Below are 16,788 nucleotides of genomic sequence, written 5' to 3' on the forward strand. Positions count from 1 at the left end.
ATTCTCCTGCATCATCATCACTAAATTTCATACCAAAAAGAAGTTCTAACTCATCGCTTGTGCTAAATTTACCTTCTAATAGTTTTTTTACAAGCTCGTTTCTTACATTATCATCTTTGTAAGTTTCTTTGTTTTTACTTTCTGCTTGTATAGGTTTAAAAGGCTTTTCTTTGTCTTCTTCTGAAGTTTCTTTGTTATTTGTATTTTTTAAAGGATTGCTATAATCTACACCTTTTGCCTTTTCTGTTTCTTCTAGTGATTTTACAAACTCATCGTGCCTTTGTTTAAAATCAAGATATTTAGTTTTAAATTCTTCTAGGCTCATATTAGAATTAATAAGCTTATTGTATTCATCTCCTAAATTCTCAATAGTTTTTATTAGTTTATCATCTCCTAAATTTTTAGCTCTATTTATATAATTCCATATTGATAAACTATCTCCCATAGGATTGCCCCAGCCATCTTGCTCGTAGGAATATTTTAAGGGATTTTTATTCATAAAGGACAAAAATTCTTTTATTTCATTGTTGTCCGTATCGCTATTAAGTCCAGCTAATTTACCCAGTAAGGTTGTTTGTCCTTTAATTGTGCTAAGATTATTTATAAAAAACGCAATTAAAGCACCACCTTTAGATATTTTGTTATCATGTATTTGATATTTATTAGAACCCAAATCCGCTATATTTTTATCAGCAAGCTTCCAAATGAAAGCATTATCGCTTTGTAATTCTTGCCAATAATTTACCCCATCTTTTTGGGATAGATTTTTTAAATCCTGTTCTTGAAAGCTTTCTCCTAATCCCTTATCTTTAACAAAAGAAGAAAAAGAGTTATAAGCATCTCCTATTGTTTTGGCAATGTCTATTTGAGAGTAAAAAGGTTGTCTTTTAATAAAGTTATTTACAAAATTATTTAAACCATCTGCATAAATCTTATAATCTTTTGGAATACCTGCTTTCTCATTAAAATCGCTTGTAAAAAAGCCATCTTTATCTACGCCATAACCTAAAATTTTATCTACCGCTTGTGATTTATCACTTACAAGGTTATTATTTGCTATGACATTAGATGATTTTGTATTTGAGGTATTATTTGTGTAATTGTAGTTTGAATAAGAATTTATACCATTAATCATTTTTGCCTTCCTGTAAGTAAAGTTTTATTTATAAGATAAATCGGCAAAAATGATTTTTTCATAAGTTTTTTATCTTCTAGCTCTAGCAGTCCAGCCACCAAGTTGGCTTTCCATATATTCTTTATATTTATTAGCCATTTCTTTAATAATCATATTGTTATTTAACATTGAGCTAGAATTAAATTTATACATTTGATAAGTATTTGGATCATAAGCACCTACCCCATAAGTGAAAAGCACATAAGGTTGTCCTAAGTCAGAAACTTTTACTTGTCTTTTAACAATGTAAGTAGGAAGCAAAGAGAGCGAGTTTTGTGTTACTTGCAAAAATGCTATTAATCTATTTTTACTAGGATTTGAGCAAGATGTTTGATCTATGCCACAAAGTCCTTGTGGTGCATTAGTATTCCCTTTAAGATAATTTGCTATATATTGTAATTCTCCTTTTTCATCTCATCTAAATTAAGAGCCTTAACTCCTTGAGAATTATCACTTAAAGCACCATTACTAACTTTAGCTAAAAAATCCCCAGCAAAAGCAGAACTTGCCAACAAAGAACCTAAAATCAATGAACTTGCTAATTTTTTAAGCATAATTTCTCCTTATTTAATTATTTTACTCTTTATTTGAATAATATCACAAATTATATATTAAAATCAAATTTTTTATTTGGAACATTCATTGCTTTTAAAAAAATTTGAAAATATTTAGAAAGGTAACAATGAAAAAGATTTATTTAGTATTTATGGTTTTAGTTAATTGTGTTTTTGCTAGTGATGAACTAAATATAGACAGTTTATTTAAAAAGCAAATAGGCTTAAGAAGCATTACAAGCTTTTCTTTACTTAGCACAGGAAATGCAAACTCGTATTCTCTTTATCCTAATATAACAATAGGCGGAGATCCTACAATTTGGAATGATACAAAGCAAGTGTTTTTAACTCAAACTTTCATTTATACCCTAACACCTAAGTTTGACATACTTATTTCAGGGGGCGGAAGTTATGCAAGACAAGAATATACAAACTTTTTTACAAATGAGTATTCTAGTAAAAACAGAATAGGTTTTGATAGTTTATGGCTAGGTTTTATTTATACAGGCGATAGCATTGCAGATTTAATTCCACAAATTACCTTTCAAACTGCAGTTGTTCAAAGAGAAAAAGCAATCAATCAAACCAAAAACTTTTATCTAAAATCACAAAGCTTACAAGCTAGTTTAAGGGGATATAGCGATCCTGTGGTTTATAGTATTTATACAGGATTTGGTTATAATCAATCAAGAAAATTTAAAACCCTTAAAATAGAGTATGGAAATAGTATTTATGTGGGTGGGGATTTATCTATTATTCTAAGTCCTAAAATTACTTTAGATTTAGGAGCAGAGCAAAGATTTCAAATGAAACAAAAAATCAATGGCTATCAAAATTCTGAAGTGCGTTCTATTCCAACTTTAAGTTTAGGTTCTACTTATAGCATTAATTCAGATACCGCAGTTTCTGTTAATGCTAGTTTTGGAGGAAGCTCTGCTTCTCCTGATAGCATATTTGGGATAAGCTTATGGAAAAAATTCTAAAAATTTTATTATTTTTTACCCATTCTTGCTTTGAGTGCAAAAGCCGAATGGGTAGTTAAGTCTTATCAAGAAATTAAAAACGAAAGAGTAATAAGACAAACTTATGAGCAATCTTGTGGGGCTTCATCTTTAGCAACTTTACTTAATATACTTGATGATCAAAAAAAGTTTGATGAACTTGAACTTTTAAAGATTATGAGCGGACAAGAACTTTATACGGATATGGTAAGCTTTGCAGATTTAAGCGATGCAGTTAAAAAACTGGGCTTTCAAAGCAATTCATATCAAATCAATAGAGAAAACTTGGATAAACTTGTAAATATTCCAATGCTTGTAAAAATTGAAGATGATCCACGCTTTCCACATTTTGTGGTAATTATTAATCATAAAGGTAATTATTTACAAGTGCTTGATCCAAGTCATGGAGAATATATAAGTTCCAAAAATCAATTTTTTAGTATTTGGGATAGATATAATAAAGGCGGTTATGCTTTAATTGTTGCTCCTAAAAAAGAGTTAAAACCTTTCAAACTAAACACTCCAAAATCTTTACATTTTGATTTTAGACCTTTTAGTTTGTTTTAGTTTTAATTCGTTTATATTTATTATTCTTAATTTGTAGGCTAAAACTTTTTATCTTAGTTGTTCTAATCTTTCTTTTTTAGAACCAATTTCTGTAATTTGAACGCCGAAGTTACCATCGACAATTACTACCTCGCCATAAGCAATTCTTTTATCCCCAATTAAAATTTCAAGCGGATCGTTTGCAAGTTGATTAAGCTCCACAACTGAACCTATATCCATAGTTAAAACATCTTTTAAAAGCATTTTTTTATTGCCTATACGCACACGAACAGGCAAACGCACATCCATGATAAGATTGATATTTTTAAGCTCTTCGCTAAGCATTATCGCTTTTTCTTCAGTATTGTGATTAGAATCAGCGCTTGTATTTCCTGTTTCAGCAGGTTTCCCGCTTAGGATGTTATGAAGTGTTTGATCCATAGCTAAAGAAACTTGTTCTTCTAAATCGCCTATTTTTACATCATATAAAAATAATTTTTTAAAATCTTTAAAATCTACGCTTTCGGGCACAAATTCACAAGATTCTATGCTAAAATCCATTTTTGGAATGTCTTTTTGGGCTCCTAAGGTTGTAGAAAATGCTGAAACGATGTTTTGGATAGCTTCTTTAGCTGCATCCATTTCATCAGGACCTAGTTTATCGTTTTTGGTGATCTCTTCTTCACCCATCATCCATTCACCAATAGCACTCATTAAAACAGCACCAGCTAAAATTCCTATTTTTCCACCATTTGCTATATTAAATATAGCATACACTAAAGGTGCTTTTAAAGTATCGCTTGTATTGACATCAAATTCTTTATATTCGCTAAATTCAGCACTTTTTCCTGTTAAACCTTCAATAGTGCTGATGCATTCATTTGTAAACATTTTTAAAAAATCATTGATCATATTTCTTCATCCTCCTCTTCAGGCTCATCATAAACACTGGCTTTAGCTTTACGCTCTTCTTCGTATTTTTCCAAAATTTCTTTGATTTCATCTTTATCTGTGCGTATAAGTTCTAAAATTTTAATAGATTTTCTAAAACGATGCAATCCAATTTGTGCTAAGAAAACATCTTTTTTATCTATGCTTACTATAGCTTTATCGTCTGCTTCTCTATCAAGCCTTAAAATATCGCCTTGTTTAAGTTCTAAAAATTCATGAACATTAATTAAGGTTTTTCCTAAAATTGCCTCATATACCACTTCAGCACGACCGATGAGAGTTTTAAGCTCTTTATTACGCGATTTTTTAGCCGAAGTTTCACCCATCATAATATCACGGTTTGCTAAACGACTCAAGATACTTTCTAAATGGACAACAGGATAGCAGATATTTACCATACCGCTTGAATTTCCTATGATGATTTCCATCACCACCATGATAACGATTTCGTTTTGCGATACGATTTGTACAACATTGGGGCTTGATTCTTTAGCTTCTATACTAGGATAAATTTCAGTTACTGTAGCCCAGCTTTCTTTAAGTCTTTGCATGATGATACGCAAAATAGAATCAAGCAAATTAAGCTCTATATCAGTAAGCTCTCGCGAAGCCTCATAGCTATCGCCTTGACCTCCTAAAAGTCTATCTATCATAGGAAAAGCAATGCTTGGGTTAATCTCTAAAACGCAGTTTCCATCAAGAGGCTTGATAGAGAAAACGTTAAAGCTTGTAGGGCTTGGTAGCGACATCAAAAACTCACCATAAGTCATTTGATCCACCGAGTGAAGTTTGGTTTCAACAATACTTCTCATAATGGACGAAATTTGAGAAGCTAAATTTCTTGCTAGTTTATCGTGTATACCTTTAATTGTCCTAAGTTGCTCTTTAGATACCCTGTTTGGACGCTTAAAGTCATATACGACTACATTTCTTTCATCTTTTTCATCTTTTTCAGAGGCTATAGGCGTATCGGTATTATCATCGACAACTTCAAGTAGAGCGTCAATTTCTTCTTGGGAGAGTATTTCTGCCATTACACTAGCCTTTCTCTAAGTTTTTTTAAAAGTTTTTTATGAATTTGTGAAATTCTACTCTCGCTAATCTCTAAAATTTCACTAATCTCCTTAAGACTGAGCTCTTCATAATAATAAAGTTGGATAATGAGTTGATCGCGTTCTTTAAGATCTTCTAATACTTCGTGAATTTTTTCTAAAAGTTGTTCTTTTTCTAATTTTTCTAAAGTATCATCTTCATTATAAAGCTCTAATTGATCATCAATGGGTAAAGTATAGCTAACGGCATGTGCGATGCGCACTTCTTTAATCTTTTCTACATCCAAATCAAGCTTTTTAGCTAGATATTCATCATCAGGCTCTTCTTCATGTTCTCTAAAATATTCGTCGATTAAAATATCAATATCTTTAATGATTTTACGGTTATTGCGACTCATTACATCCAAAGAGCGTAAAAAATCAAGCATAGCGCCATTAACACGCTTTCTAGCAAATCCCCAAAAACTATCATTTTGCTCTTTATCGTAGCGGCGTGAAAGCTTGATCATTTCTTCAACGCCAATGCTAATTAGATCATTTACATCAATGCTAGAAGGCAAGCGTTCTTTTAGCCTAAAAGCCATTGCACGAAGTGCAGGCATATAGGATAAAACTAGCTGATCTTGTTCATCTTTTATCATTTGAGCATAGGCTTTAGGCGGCTCTTTTTGCATTTTTGCGTCTTTCTTTTGATTCGTTTTTCTTAAGCTCTTCTCTTTCTTCGTTAAGCTTTTCTAAGATTATATCCATTTTCTTTTCACGAATGACTAAGTCATTTATAATATTATTGCTAGTCTTTTCATAATCATGTTTATTGAAAATTCGCCCACTGATTTTTTTGATATCGATAAAATTCATAATAGCAATGTGTATAAAAACATAAAACATAAAAGTAATAAAACAAGTAAAAATTAAAATATCAAAAGCTTCTTCTATACTAATAATACTAAAAGCCAATCCTATAAAAAATCCGCAAACGGTGAAAAATGCTACATAATTTTCAGGTCTCATAATATCTTCTCTTTATTGCTTAGAATCGTTCGATGATTTTCCTAAAGAAATTTGAAAAACTTCGACTTGTGACATTATCAAGCACTTTCTGTTCCAATCTATATAAAAGCTTGGAAGCTAGGGCTTTAATCTCATCACTTGAGGCTGTGTTTTCATCGCTAAATAAAGTTCTTTTTTTAATACTACCACTTACATCTTTAGAAGCGCTTAAATGACCTAAGAATTCTAAATTTAAAGGATTTTTAATGTTTGCATCTGCAACTTTTTTAATATTTTCAAAAACTTTTAAAGCTTCATTTTCATTTTTTACAACATTAAAGAGCATTAGTAAATTTTCTTTTGTCTTAGAAGTGGTTTTAATGGTTGCATACGCATCGGTAATCGCAGCAGGATCAGGAACAGTTACTACTATAACTTCATCAGCCATTTCTAAAAAATTTAAAATATTTCCACCAATACCCGCACCTGTGTCGATGATAAGAAAATCAAGCTCATCTAAAATACTTGCTTGATTTAAAAATCTTTCATAAATGTTTTTATCGTTGTATTTTAAAATTTCATCACCGCTTTCACCAGGGATGAGCCATAAATTTGGCTTTACTTCGATCAAAATATCTTCTAAAGAGCATTCTCCGCGCAAAACATGTAAAAGATTTTTTTGAATGCGAACATTTAAAATAACATCAAGATTTGCTAAGCCAATATCTGCATCAAAAAGTCCTACTTTATATCCATTATTAGCAAGTACATTTGCCAAATTTGCGCTAATGGTGCTTTTGCCCACTCCACCTTTTCCACTTGTAATCGCTATAAAATGAGTGTTTTGTGATTTTTTTCCTCCATTTTGATTCATAAGGCTACGGAGTTTATTGGCTTGATTATTCATTATCTTTTCCTTTGTTAAAACCTTCTAAGATACAGCGAACTAAAAAATCGCTATTGGCTACTTCTATATCATCAGGCACTTCTTGTCCTGTAGAGAAAAAGCTTAGTGGGATATTAGTTTCATAAATTAAAGAGAAAATATTTCCAAAAACTTTGGTTTCATCAAATTTTGTGATGATAAGGGTGTCGATATTTAAAAATGAAAAATTTTTGTAAATTTCCATCAAGTCTTCGTGTTTGGTATTAGCAGAAACGACTAGACTAACATCAATTTCAGCGTTTGAATGCATAAGAAATTCTTTTGTTTTGGCAAGTTTGTTTTGATCGTATTGCGAATTTCCTATAGTATCGACTAAAATTACTTCGCAATTATTAAGACTTTTAATCGCCTCGTCCAAATCCTTTGGTTCTATACTATCGATGATAGGAAGTTTCATCATTTTTGCATATTGGAAAAGTTGTTCTACAGCACCGATTCTATAAGTATCTAAAGTGATTATACCTGTTTTATAGCGCTTATCTCCATAAGCATAGCGAAAAGCTAGCTTTGCTAAAGTTGTGGTTTTTCCAACACCTGTTGGGCCTACAAGCATCATAATTTTTTGTTTTTTGATTTCACTTTCTACCCTGCAAGGTAAAATATTTCTCAAAAGAGAATAAAAATATCGTTGCACAGCGTCTTTGTTTGTTTTCATAGCCGCAGGCATATTTTCTATAGTGGCTTTCATGATAGCTTCTAAATGCTTTTCAAGCATACCACTTTCTTTGGCTTTTTTGTAAATGGTTGCAAATTCAGGCGGGATGATAAGATTGTTGCGAGCTTCTGCTTTTTCATCCCACATCATGTCTGCGAGTAAATCGATTTTATCATTAAGCTTATTGATTTGTTTTTCAAAATTTTCTATTTTTTTATTATAGTTTGGATTGGGCACATAATTATCTACCAAAGGGGTATTGGTTACTTTTGAAATTTCATTGCTTACTTCACTTAAGCGTTCTTTAAAATCGTTAAAACCCATGGTGGGATTAGGATTGATTTTACTTTGTGGAAAGTCTTGGTAATTAGTGTCGCTAGTTTTGATTTTTGCTAAATTTGCCCTAGTATTTGAAAAATCAAGAATCACATCTTCATCTTCGTTATTTTGTGGTATTGAAGCATTGACTTTTTCTTCAAGATTTTGTTTTTCTAAAGTTTTAGCGATAGTTTTTTTAGGAGGTAAGGATTTCCCCATTTTTTTCAAATGCTCTTCATAATCACTCTCTTCTATAGCAACCATTACTTCATAAAGAGCAGCGCGGTTAAGTGTTTTGGGACGAATTTGTTTATTGGTAATAATTAAAGCTTTGTCGCCATAATCCTCTTTTACTTTCGGGATAATTTGCTCTGTATCTTCTACAGTAAAGGTATGGATAAGTTGTCCCATTTACAATCCTTTTGTTAAGCCCAAGGGCAAAATTACACTTATTCTTTGATTAGCCCCTATATGAGGCACCATACACCCCTCATCACGCTTGACTTTTTGTGAAAAATATAAAAGATCTAAATCAAGTGTTCTAGGAGCGTTTTTGAAAGTTCTTTTTCTTTTAAATTTAAGCTCATAAAAAAGTAAAACTTTCAAAAAAGCTCTTGCGTGTAGGTTTGTTTGTATAAGCATTGTTGCATTCGTAAAATCTTTTTGAGCTTTAAAACCAAAAGCTTCATTGATCAAAAATGGAGATGTGGCTAAAATTTTAAACCTTCTATCCTCCATCATTACACGAAAAAGCTTGTTAAACCTTTTTTTTTCTGGCTCTATATTGCTTCCTAGGCCTACTAGAGCAAGGTATTTAAATTCTTTTTTGTTTTGGCTAAAATAAGGAAAAAAACGGCTTGTTTCAAGTCGTCTTGCTCCTTTTATTTTTAGCATTTTTAATTTTGAGCCCCAGCTTGCATTTGCTGTGCTTGCGCAGCATGCAAATTTTTTACTTGCTCGCAAATTTGAATAATGCCCATTAAAGCTAAATGATAACCAAAAGGACCAAATCCTACTATAGATCCAGAACATACAGGAGCTATAAGGCTTTTTTGACGAAATTCTTCTCTGCGATAAACATTACTGATGTGTACTTCTATCGTAGGTAAAGCCACTGCAGAAATCGCATCGCGGATGGCTACTGAAGTATGAGTATAGCCTGCAGCATTAATGATTATACCATCTACTGTACCAAGACATTCTTGAATTTTATCTACAATTTCGCCTTCAAAATTGCTTTGAAAAAAATCTAATTCAACATTGTTTTGAGAAGCTGCCATCTTCATTTGAGTATGAATGTCTTCCATTTTCATTGCACCATAAATTCTAACTTCCCTTACGCCTAGCATATTGATATTTGGGCCTTGGATGACCATTATTTTCATAATTTTGCCTTAAAATTTTTATTTTTAACCTTTTATTATAACATTTTAAAATAAATTTTCGCTACAATGTGATTTTATTCAAGGAAAAAAAGAATGTATATAATCAGTGCAAAATATATCTTTTTATGTGACGAGCAATTTAGTATTTTAGAAAACAAAGCCTTTGTTTTTGAGAATGAAATTTTAGAATTAGGCGAATTAGAAGAATTAAAAAAACGATACCCAGAGGCTAAACTTATAAAAACAAGCCCTAATTGCGTCATTTTGCCTGCTTTTATCAATCCGCACACCCATTTAGAATTTAGCGCAAATTCGACTACTTTGCATTTTGGAGAATTTTTAATTTGGCTTAAAAGCGTGATGAACTCTCGTTCTATGTTAAATGAGCAAGCTAAAGAAGAGCTTATATTAAAAAACATTCAAAAAATGCAAAAAAGCGGTATAGGTACCATAGGTGAAATTTCAAGCTTTGGCAGCGATTTAAATCCTTGTGTTAGAGCAAGTCAAAATGGAATGCGTGTTGTATTTTTTAATGAAATTTTAGGCATAAATGAAGCCCAAATTCAAGATAAAAAACAAGAGTTTTTAACAAGATTTGAAAAATCTTTAAAATTTAAAGATGAGTTTTTTATACCTGCTATTTCTGTGCATTCTGCTTATTCAACTCATCCAGAGCTTGCAAAATTTGCAATCAATCTTGCTAAAAAGCAAAAGTTATTAATCAGTACGCATTTTTTAGAAAGTAAGGCTGAAAATGCTTGGCTTAAAGAGGCAAAAGGAGGGTTTAAAGAATGGTTTAAAAACTTTACGCCAGATCCTAAGCCACTTTATAAAGCTAGTGAATTTATTCAATTATTTAAAGGTGTTAGGACGCTTTTTACCCATTGTGTGTATTTAAAAGAAATGGATTTGCTTGATAAAAATTTACATTCTATTACTCATTGTGCTTTTTCAAATCGTCTTTTGAGTCAAAAAACATTTGATTTAAAAAAGGCTTTAAAAAGCGGCTTAAATATCCATTTGGGTACAGATGGTTTAAGTTCTAATATTTCTTTATCGATTTTAGATGAAATGCGTGCTAATTTGCTTGTGCATACAGATTTTGATTTGTTAAAATTAGCTCCTAAGCTTTTACAAATGGCAACGCTTTATCCAGCTAAAGCTTTAAATTTAAATTTAGGTGAAATCAAGCAAGGAAAAATGGCTGATTTTAGTGTATTTGAATTAGGAGAATGCAACAAGGAGCAAGCGCCATTGCAATTTATTTTAAATGCTAAAGAAGTGCAAAAAATATTTATAAAAGGAAAAGAATGCAAATTTTAAAATCATTTTTTAAGGGTTTGGGTAGCGTGATAAAATTTATCAATACTTATTTTAAAACTTTTGTTTTATTGTTGATCGTGATTTGGCTTTTGGCACCAAGCTCAAATTCAAGCTCATCATATGCAAATTTAGAACGCATTGACTTAAAAGGCGAGATATTAGATAGCTCAGAACTTTTGGAAAAAATTATCAGTGCTAAAAATAATGATAATATTAAAGGCGTGCTTTTTGTGATAGATTCTCCTGGGGGTGCTTTTGCTCCAAGTATGGAGCTAGCTTTGGCTATTAAGGATTTAAAGACTAAGAAACCTGTTATAGCTTATGCAAGTGGGACTATGGCGAGTGGGAGTTACTTGGCTGGAGTAGGAGCAAATAAAATTTTGGCAAATCCTGCTAGTTTTATAGGATCTATAGGTGTGATTATGCAGGGTGCTGATTTGAGTGAGTTGGCTAAGAAAATAGGGATTAAAGAACAAACCATACAAGCAGGGGAATTTAAGAGTGCAGGAACTTTTACAAGGGCTTGGAGTGAAGAAGAGAGAGAATTTTTGCAAAATTTGATTGATGAAAGTTATGATCTTTTTTCAGAATTTGTAGCCAAAGAACGCGATTTGGAATTAGATAAAAGAAAAGATTGGGCAAATGCAAGGGTGTTTTTAGCACAAAATGCAAAAGATTTAGGACTTATTGATGAATTAAGCAATTATGAAAATGCAAAAAAAGAACTTCAAGAACTTGCTAAAGTTTTAAATCCTGTTTGGAAAGAAGAGGGTAGAATCGATAGATTTTTAAATCGTTTAGAGAGTCAAAGTTCCAATTTTTTAGGTAAAGTGATAAGTGATACTGTGCTTAGATTGAATGCGAATTTTTTAGAATTAAAATAAAATAATTCTAAATTTTTTATATCTTATAGGAGAAAAAGCCTCTTATTCGTTTAACTTTTATAATATTTTTATGAAATAATTGTTTATATTTTAACTTAAAAGGAGCAGTACAATGAAAAAAAATATAGTCTTTTTTGAGGTTAGAGGCGGCAGCGATAAGGGTGAAGATGGCTATAGAAAAGATACTATGCCTATGGTAAATGCTTTAAAAGCTAAGGGTTGGAATGCCGAGGTGATTTTTTTTGAAGTAGGCAAAAAGAATGAAATTTATAACTATGTAAAAGAAAATTTTGATGGTTATGTTTCGCGTATTAATCCTGGCAATCTTAAAGAAGAAAATGAGTATTTTGATATGTTAAGAAAACTTTGCCAAGAAGGTCTTGTGGGTATGCCTCATCCTGATGCGATGATAGGTTATGGAGCAAAAGACGCTTTAACAAAACTTGCAGATACAGATCTTGTGCCAAGTGATACTTATGCATACTATGATATCAAGACTTTTAAAGAAAATTTTCCAAAAAGTTTAGCTAAGGGAGAAAGGGTTTTAAAACAAAATCGCGGTTCTACAGGTGAGGGAATTTGGCGTGTGAGTGTAGAGGGCGAAGTAAAAGGAGATATTTTGCCTTTAGATACTAAAATCAAATGTACCGAAGCAAAAGACAATCATGTAGAGCATAGAGAACTGGGTGAATTTATGGATTTTTGTGAGCAATACATTATAGGCGATAATGGTATGCTTGTAGATATGACTTTTTTACCACGCATTAAAGAAGGAGAGATAAGACTTTTAATGCTTTATAACACTCCTGTAAATGTAGTTCATAAAAAACCAGCTGAAGATGCCGATGCTTTTTCTGCAACGCTTTTTAGTGGGGCGCAATACCGCTATGATAAACCCGAGGATTGGCAAAATTTGGTAGATATGTTTTTAGGAGAACTTCCTAAGGTAAGGGAAAAATTAGGCAATTACGACTTACCATTGATTTGGACGGCTGATTTTATTTTAGATACTGATGAAAAGGGCAATGATAAATATGTTTTAGGCGAGATTAATTGTTCTTGTGTAGGCTTTACTTCTCATTTAGAACTTGCTGATGAAGTAGCTTTAAATATTATTAATATTGTAAGTAAAACTAAGGCTTAGTCTTTAGTTTAATGTCCATTTTATTATTGCAAAATGGACATTCTTTTTCTATTGTTTTTAAGTTTGAGCTATATTCTATCGGGAAAAAATTTTCACAAAATGAGCATTTTGTATCTTTGGTTAGTATAGGATAGGAATAGTCAAATTTATCCAAAATAAAATATTTTATTTTTTATCCATTAAATTTCCTTCTTTGTCTAACTTATACTTTAATTTATTATTTTAACGCATAAATAGTTAATTAGAAATTTGATGAATATTTTTTATAAAACTGTATGGCTTCTTTGCATTTTTTACATTTAAATTTTACGCCCTTAAGTTGAATTTTTTGATGAATTTCAAATGGTACATCATGCATTTGTTCTACGCATTCGCATGTATAAAGATAAACTGTATTTTCATCATCTTTTTCTTCTTTGACTTCTTCAAAGCTTACTTCCCCATCATCTTCAGAAGTTAAAGAAGATCTTCTGTATTGTTCAACTTTCATATCTTCATAAAGTATATGTTCTAAGAGAGAGCCATTTTTTAGAAACCGTGTAAAGTTTTTCTTTTAAATCATTGGTTGATTTTATGTTTTGTATAAGATAAGACATATCACGAATGATATTTTATGCATGATTTTGTGTTTATTTAAATAAGGATAATGAATTTCTTGCATGTAATCTTCTTCATTACTAAAATGTTTTTTCATATAGTTAAAAAGTTCTGTTAAAATTTCTTTGAGTTCTTCTCGTTTTGCAAATTTACAAACAGCACTTTCAACCTTGCTTGCAAGTTCAAAAAGTTTTTGGTGTTGAATGTCAATCATTGTGTCATGAATACTGTATTTTTCATTCCAAGTTGGAATTAGTTTTATCTAAAGGCACCTTCTTTAATTTTTATATTTAAAATTAATTTAATATATTTGAGTGAAATATTACATAATATTTTATTAAAATATTATTAATTAGAAATTATTTATTTTATTTATATTTATATAATATAAAAATATATATAATTAATATTAAAAATTAAGACTTACTGATTCTAGTATAGAATCAGTAAATAATAATATGTGCAATTTGTGGCCCATGAACGCCAAAAACAGTGATTAATTCTATATCTGCTGTTCTTGAAGGACCTGCGATAAATAAAATATTAGTAGGTAAAATTTCATTTTCTTTTTTTACTAAATTTAAAGCTTCGCTAAGGCTTTTTACTATGTCTTCTTTTTTTAATAACACTATACAAAGCTTAGGTGCAAGACTTAGCATTCTAGGTTGTCCCTTGCTTGAAGGTATCAAAGCAACGCCATGAGAGCTTACTCCAGCTCTTGCATGAACTATAGAAAAATCGCTATGAAAAACTTCATATCGTAAATTTTCAATTTCCTTATCAAAGCAAATTTTTTCTTCGGCTTGAATTTTGTTTAAATCTAAGCCTAAATCAGTGCCATATATCATTTTTTTGTAATTATATTTTGTGATAATTTCATTGATTTTTTCTTCCAAAGTTTCTTTAGTAGCGTTTTCAACAATGTATTTATTATCACTCATTTTTTGCTTCATTTCAGTTAAGGCATCTTCTTTTGTTTGAATATGCTCTACAGGATCTATACTGGCTTGATAAGTAAAATCTTTTGCTTCATAAGCTTCATTGAGTGCTGATAAAATTTTTTCTTTACTTTTGTTAGAAATTTCATTGATTTTACTCATAAATTACTCCTTCTATGGCCTGAATTTCTTTATATAGATCTTTTTTGATTTGAGGTAATTCTTTAAAAGCATACCATTTTTTAATCACTGGTAAAGCTCCTGATAAGTTTTGCACAAACCAATTAAAATAATGCGCTTTTGAAAGTGCAAAACGCCATCTTTCACCTTTTGTTGCTGCTTTTTTGAATTGCTTAAATGCAAAGGCTTCCATTGCATTATGATGGATATTTTTTGCACCCATAGGTGGATTTTCTCCTTGTCCTATCTTATCGCATCTTAGTTTTCTAATCAGATCAGCTAAAGGAATTTGCACCGGACAAACTTCTGAACAGCGTCCACAAAGCGAACAGAAATTTAAAATATCACCTGTGTGATCTATACCAAAAATATTTGGACTGATGACTTCACCAATAGGTCCTGGATAGGTGGTTTGATATGCGTGTCCGCCGATTTGATCATAAACAGGGCAAAAATTCATACAAGCCCCACATCGAATACAACGCAAAGCCTCATAATAATCTTTATGAGCTAGCATTTTGGTTCTATTGTGATCAAATAAAATCACATGCACTTCTTTTGGGCCATCTAAATCCCCATTTTTTCGTGGGCCTGTGATAATGTTGTTATAAGTAGGTATAAATTGTCCTGTGGCTGAAGGAGTAAGTAAAGAAACCATAGTTGCTGCATCTTCAAAGCTTTCCATAACTTTTTCTACACCACAAAGTGCGATGTGAATATCGGGTGCTGTGGTACACATTCTACCATTTCCCTCATTTTCTATAAGCCAAAAAGCCCCCTCTCTTGACATGGCAAAATTTACACCACTAAGTCCTAATTTTAAGCCTTCAAAGTCTTTTCTTAAATGATCTCTTGCTATGGCATTTAAGCTTTCAGGTTCGTCATTTTCTAATTTTGCACCAAGTTTATCTTTAAAAATTTGACCTATTTCGTGGCGATTTCTATGAATAGCAGGGACAACTATATGCAAAGGAGGTTCTTCATTAAGCTGTAAAATAAGCTCTCCAAGATCGGTTTCTATAGCTTTTAAACCTTTTTTTTCTAGGTAGTGATTTAGGCCTATTTCTTCACTTGCCATTGACTTGCCTTTTAAAAGCTTGGTGATATTTTTTTCTTTCATGATTTCATAGACGATTTCACAGGCATCTTCATCGCTGCTTGCCCAATGCACCTTAATGCCATTTTTTGTAGCATTTTTTTCAAATTCTAAAAGTCTTTCTTCTAAGCTCATTAAGGCATTATTTTTAGCTTGCTTAGCTTTAGCTCTTAATCCTTGCCAATCCCTAAATCTTGCATCAATGACCCCGAGTCTATTTTTTTGCAAAGTATGCATAGCAGTCATCAAATTTTCACGCATTTGAATGTCGTTTAGTTTAATATGAACAATTTCTTCGTGTGGAATTTTTTGACTCATAATCTCTCTCCTTCCAAACGCTTAAATAAAAATTCATACAAGTGTATGCCTTTAACATCTAAACCCATTCTACGCATAGTTCCATCTATATTTAAAAGACAGCCACCATCTCCACTGATGAGGTATTTTACTCCAGTATTTTGTATATCTTTAATCTTATTTCTTACCATAGCATTTGAAATTTCAGGTTCTTTTACAGAAAAAGTTCCCCCAAAACCGCAACATTCTTCTTCATATTGTAATTCTACAAGTTCAACATTTTTAAGTTTTCTAATGAGATTTTTACTTGCTTGTATACTTTTTTGAACTCTTAAAGCATGGCAATTAGAATGCCAAGTCACTTTAATAGGTTCTCCTTTGTCTTCATAATTTACATTTAAAACTTCATCAAGATATTGTGAAAGTTCTATAACACGCGAGCTAAAATCTTTCACTCTAGAAAATTCAGGTCTATCCTTAAAAAGCTCTTTATAATCATGACTCATCATACCCGCACAAGATCCACTAGGTACAACGATAGGATAATCTTTGTCAAATAAATCTACATTATATAAAGCTATTTCGCGACTTTCATTAAAATATCCTGAATTAAAAGAGGGTTGGGCACAACAGGTTTGGTTTTTTTTAAAAATAACTTCCACTCCTTCTCGGCGTAAAAGTTTAATACCATTAAGAACGCTTTCTTGCATGGCAGCAGTTCCTAAGCATGTGGCGTAAAAATATACCTTTTTCATTT

16 protein-coding genes and 5 pseudogenes are annotated in these 16,788 nt (G+C 31.4%); 5 read left to right on the forward strand and 16 right to left on the reverse strand.

Annotated elements, in window-relative coordinates; all coding sequences use genetic code 11:
- The 3 pseudogenes from BGS43_RS10225 to BGS43_RS10235 all read right to left on the reverse strand — a co-directional run.
- Nucleotides 1-193: pseudogene (locus BGS43_RS10225) on the reverse strand (hypothetical protein); the annotation flags it as partial.
- A gap of 621 nt (nt 194-814) precedes the next feature.
- Nucleotides 815-1,135 (reverse strand): annotated as a pseudogene (locus tag BGS43_RS10230) (Cj0814 family flagellar-dependent secreted protein); the annotation flags it as partial.
- Between the two features lie 69 nt (nt 1,136-1,204).
- Nucleotides 1,205-1,728: pseudogene (locus tag BGS43_RS10235) on the reverse strand (bacteriocin).
- Nucleotides 1,729-1,856: 128 nt separating this feature from the next.
- Here BGS43_RS10235 and BGS43_RS02370 point away from each other — a divergent pair.
- Together BGS43_RS02370 and BGS43_RS02375 are read left to right on the forward strand one after the other, a co-directional pair.
- Complete coding sequence (locus tag BGS43_RS02370) at nt 1,857-2,711, forward strand: hypothetical protein (RefSeq protein WP_072228253.1); 855 nt, start codon at nt 1,857-1,859, stop codon at nt 2,709-2,711.
- A pseudogene (locus BGS43_RS02375) lies at nt 2,696-3,296 on the forward strand (C39 family peptidase). The gene BGS43_RS02370 and the pseudogene BGS43_RS02375 overlap by 16 nt, the downstream one beginning before the upstream one ends.
- Before the next feature lie 48 nt (nt 3,297-3,344).
- Here BGS43_RS02375 and fliY read toward each other — a convergent pair.
- From fliY to aroQ, 8 genes are read right to left on the reverse strand one after another with little or no spacing between them, the layout of a single operon-like run.
- The gene (gene fliY, locus BGS43_RS02380; RefSeq protein ID WP_057991724.1) at nt 3,345-4,187 is read right to left on the reverse strand and encodes a flagellar motor switch protein FliY; all 843 of its coding nucleotides are present in this window, start codon (nt 4,185-4,187) and stop codon (nt 3,345-3,347) included.
- Entirely contained in the window at nt 4,184-5,260 is a 1,077-nt protein-coding gene (gene fliM / locus BGS43_RS02385) for a flagellar motor switch protein FliM (protein ID WP_002826142.1), read from the reverse strand. The genes fliY and fliM overlap by 4 nt, the downstream gene beginning before the upstream one ends.
- Complete coding sequence (locus BGS43_RS02390) at nt 5,260-5,952, reverse strand: RNA polymerase sigma factor FliA (protein ID WP_002826143.1); 693 nt, start codon at nt 5,950-5,952, stop codon at nt 5,260-5,262. Before BGS43_RS02390 ends, fliM begins: the two co-directional genes overlap by 1 nt.
- Nucleotides 5,933-6,289 carry a hypothetical protein gene (locus BGS43_RS02395; protein ID WP_002784842.1) on the reverse strand — a complete coding sequence of 119 codons (357 nt, stop codon included), beginning with the start codon at nt 6,287-6,289 and terminating at the stop codon, nt 5,933-5,935. Before BGS43_RS02395 ends, BGS43_RS02390 begins: the two co-directional genes overlap by 20 nt.
- 19 nt (nt 6,290-6,308) lie before the next feature.
- The gene (gene flhG / locus BGS43_RS02400; protein ID WP_025398616.1) at nt 6,309-7,175 is read right to left on the reverse strand and encodes a flagella biosynthesis ATPase FlhG; all 867 of its coding nucleotides are present in this window, start codon (nt 7,173-7,175) and stop codon (nt 6,309-6,311) included.
- Nucleotides 7,168-8,598 (reverse strand): flagellar biosynthesis protein FlhF, encoded by a 1,431-nt coding sequence (gene flhF, locus BGS43_RS02405; RefSeq protein ID WP_025398617.1) that lies wholly within the window; start codon nt 8,596-8,598, stop codon nt 7,168-7,170. Before flhF ends, flhG begins: the two co-directional genes overlap by 8 nt.
- Nucleotides 8,599-9,081, reverse strand: a complete 483-nt coding sequence (gene folK, locus BGS43_RS02410; protein WP_002826148.1) for a 2-amino-4-hydroxy-6-hydroxymethyldihydropteridine diphosphokinase — start codon at nt 9,079-9,081, stop codon at nt 8,599-8,601.
- A 2-nt stretch (nt 9,082-9,083) separates the two neighbouring features.
- Nucleotides 9,084-9,572, reverse strand: a complete 489-nt coding sequence (aroQ, locus tag BGS43_RS02415) for a type II 3-dehydroquinate dehydratase (RefSeq protein ID WP_002784836.1) — start codon at nt 9,570-9,572, stop codon at nt 9,084-9,086.
- A gap of 93 nt (nt 9,573-9,665) precedes the next feature.
- Here aroQ and mqnF point away from each other — a divergent pair, with 93 nt between their 5' ends.
- The 3 genes from mqnF to BGS43_RS02430 all read left to right on the forward strand — a co-directional run bounded on the left by mqnF (nt 9,666) and on the right by BGS43_RS02430 (nt 12,923).
- Nucleotides 9,666-10,895: an aminofutalosine deaminase family hydrolase gene (gene mqnF, locus BGS43_RS02420; protein ID WP_057044742.1), complete on the forward strand. Its 1,230-nt coding sequence runs from the start codon at nt 9,666-9,668 to the stop codon at nt 10,893-10,895.
- Nucleotides 10,883-11,779, forward strand: a complete 897-nt coding sequence (gene sppA / locus BGS43_RS02425) for a signal peptide peptidase SppA (RefSeq protein ID WP_002784833.1) — start codon at nt 10,883-10,885, stop codon at nt 11,777-11,779. Before mqnF ends, sppA begins: the two co-directional genes overlap by 13 nt.
- A gap of 112 nt (nt 11,780-11,891) precedes the next feature.
- Nucleotides 11,892-12,923, forward strand: coding sequence for a Cj0069 family protein (locus tag BGS43_RS02430; protein ID WP_002826150.1), 1,032 nt, complete (start codon nt 11,892-11,894; stop codon nt 12,921-12,923).
- 241 nt (nt 12,924-13,164) lie between these two features.
- On the opposite strand, the gene BGS43_RS09735 is transcribed toward BGS43_RS02430, so the two are convergent.
- From BGS43_RS09735 to BGS43_RS02450, 5 genes and pseudogenes are all read right to left on the reverse strand, one after another.
- On the reverse strand, nt 13,165-13,413 hold the full coding sequence (locus tag BGS43_RS09735) for a hypothetical protein (RefSeq protein ID WP_180753337.1): 249 nt from the start codon (nt 13,411-13,413) through the stop codon (nt 13,165-13,167).
- A pseudogene (locus BGS43_RS09740) lies at nt 13,413-13,734 on the reverse strand (hemerythrin family protein); the annotation flags it as partial. The gene BGS43_RS09735 and the pseudogene BGS43_RS09740, both read right to left, overlap by 1 nt.
- A gap of 229 nt (nt 13,735-13,963) precedes the next feature.
- Nucleotides 13,964-14,620: a LutC/YkgG family protein gene (locus BGS43_RS02440; protein ID WP_025398621.1), complete on the reverse strand. Its 657-nt coding sequence runs from the start codon at nt 14,618-14,620 to the stop codon at nt 13,964-13,966.
- The gene (locus tag BGS43_RS02445; protein ID WP_072236954.1) at nt 14,613-16,052 is read right to left on the reverse strand and encodes a LutB/LldF family L-lactate oxidation iron-sulfur protein; all 1,440 of its coding nucleotides are present in this window, start codon (nt 16,050-16,052) and stop codon (nt 14,613-14,615) included. The genes BGS43_RS02440 and BGS43_RS02445 overlap by 8 nt, the downstream gene beginning before the upstream one ends.
- The gene (locus tag BGS43_RS02450) at nt 16,049-16,786 is read right to left on the reverse strand and encodes a (Fe-S)-binding protein (protein WP_002778775.1); all 738 of its coding nucleotides are present in this window, start codon (nt 16,784-16,786) and stop codon (nt 16,049-16,051) included. Before BGS43_RS02450 ends, BGS43_RS02445 begins: the two co-directional genes overlap by 4 nt.
- Between the last annotated feature and the right edge of the window lie 2 nt (nt 16,787-16,788).

Source organism: Campylobacter sp. 110 (genome assembly GCF_002383965.1).
Classification (GTDB): Bacteria; Campylobacterota; Campylobacteria; order Campylobacterales; family Campylobacteraceae; genus Campylobacter_D; species Campylobacter_D coli.

Excerpts from the sequence above, each read along its gene's own strand:
- BGS43_RS02370 (WP_072228253.1), top strand. The coding sequence starts at position 1,857 with ATGAAAAAGATTTATTTAGTATTTATGGTTTTAGTTAATTGTGTTTTT.
- fliY (WP_057991724.1), bottom strand. The coding sequence starts at position 4,187 with ATGATCAATGATTTTTTAAAAATGTTTACAAATGAATGCATCAGCACT.
- fliM (WP_002826142.1), bottom strand. The coding sequence starts at position 5,260 with ATGGCAGAAATACTCTCCCAAGAAGAAATTGACGCTCTACTTGAAGTT.
- BGS43_RS02390 (WP_002826143.1), bottom strand. The coding sequence starts at position 5,952 with ATGCAAAAAGAGCCGCCTAAAGCCTATGCTCAAATGATAAAAGATGAA.
- BGS43_RS02395 (WP_002784842.1), bottom strand. The coding sequence starts at position 6,289 with ATGAGACCTGAAAATTATGTAGCATTTTTCACCGTTTGCGGATTTTTT.
- flhG (WP_025398616.1), bottom strand. The coding sequence starts at position 7,175 with ATGAATAATCAAGCCAATAAACTCCGTAGCCTTATGAATCAAAATGGA.
- flhF (WP_025398617.1), bottom strand. The coding sequence starts at position 8,598 with ATGGGACAACTTATCCATACCTTTACTGTAGAAGATACAGAGCAAATT.
- folK (WP_002826148.1), bottom strand. The coding sequence starts at position 9,081 with ATGCTAAAAATAAAAGGAGCAAGACGACTTGAAACAAGCCGTTTTTTT.
- aroQ (WP_002784836.1), bottom strand. The coding sequence starts at position 9,572 with ATGAAAATAATGGTCATCCAAGGCCCAAATATCAATATGCTAGGCGTA.
- mqnF (WP_057044742.1), top strand. The coding sequence starts at position 9,666 with ATGTATATAATCAGTGCAAAATATATCTTTTTATGTGACGAGCAATTT.
- sppA (WP_002784833.1), top strand. The coding sequence starts at position 10,883 with ATGCAAATTTTAAAATCATTTTTTAAGGGTTTGGGTAGCGTGATAAAA.
- BGS43_RS02430 (WP_002826150.1), top strand. The coding sequence starts at position 11,892 with ATGAAAAAAAATATAGTCTTTTTTGAGGTTAGAGGCGGCAGCGATAAG.
- BGS43_RS09735 (WP_180753337.1), bottom strand. The coding sequence starts at position 13,413 with ATGAAAGTTGAACAATACAGAAGATCTTCTTTAACTTCTGAAGATGAT.
- BGS43_RS02440 (WP_025398621.1), bottom strand. The coding sequence starts at position 14,620 with ATGAGTAAAATCAATGAAATTTCTAACAAAAGTAAAGAAAAAATTTTA.
- BGS43_RS02445 (WP_072236954.1), bottom strand. The coding sequence starts at position 16,052 with ATGAGTCAAAAAATTCCACACGAAGAAATTGTTCATATTAAACTAAAC.
- BGS43_RS02450 (WP_002778775.1), bottom strand. The coding sequence starts at position 16,786 with ATGAAAAAGGTATATTTTTACGCCACATGCTTAGGAACTGCTGCCATG.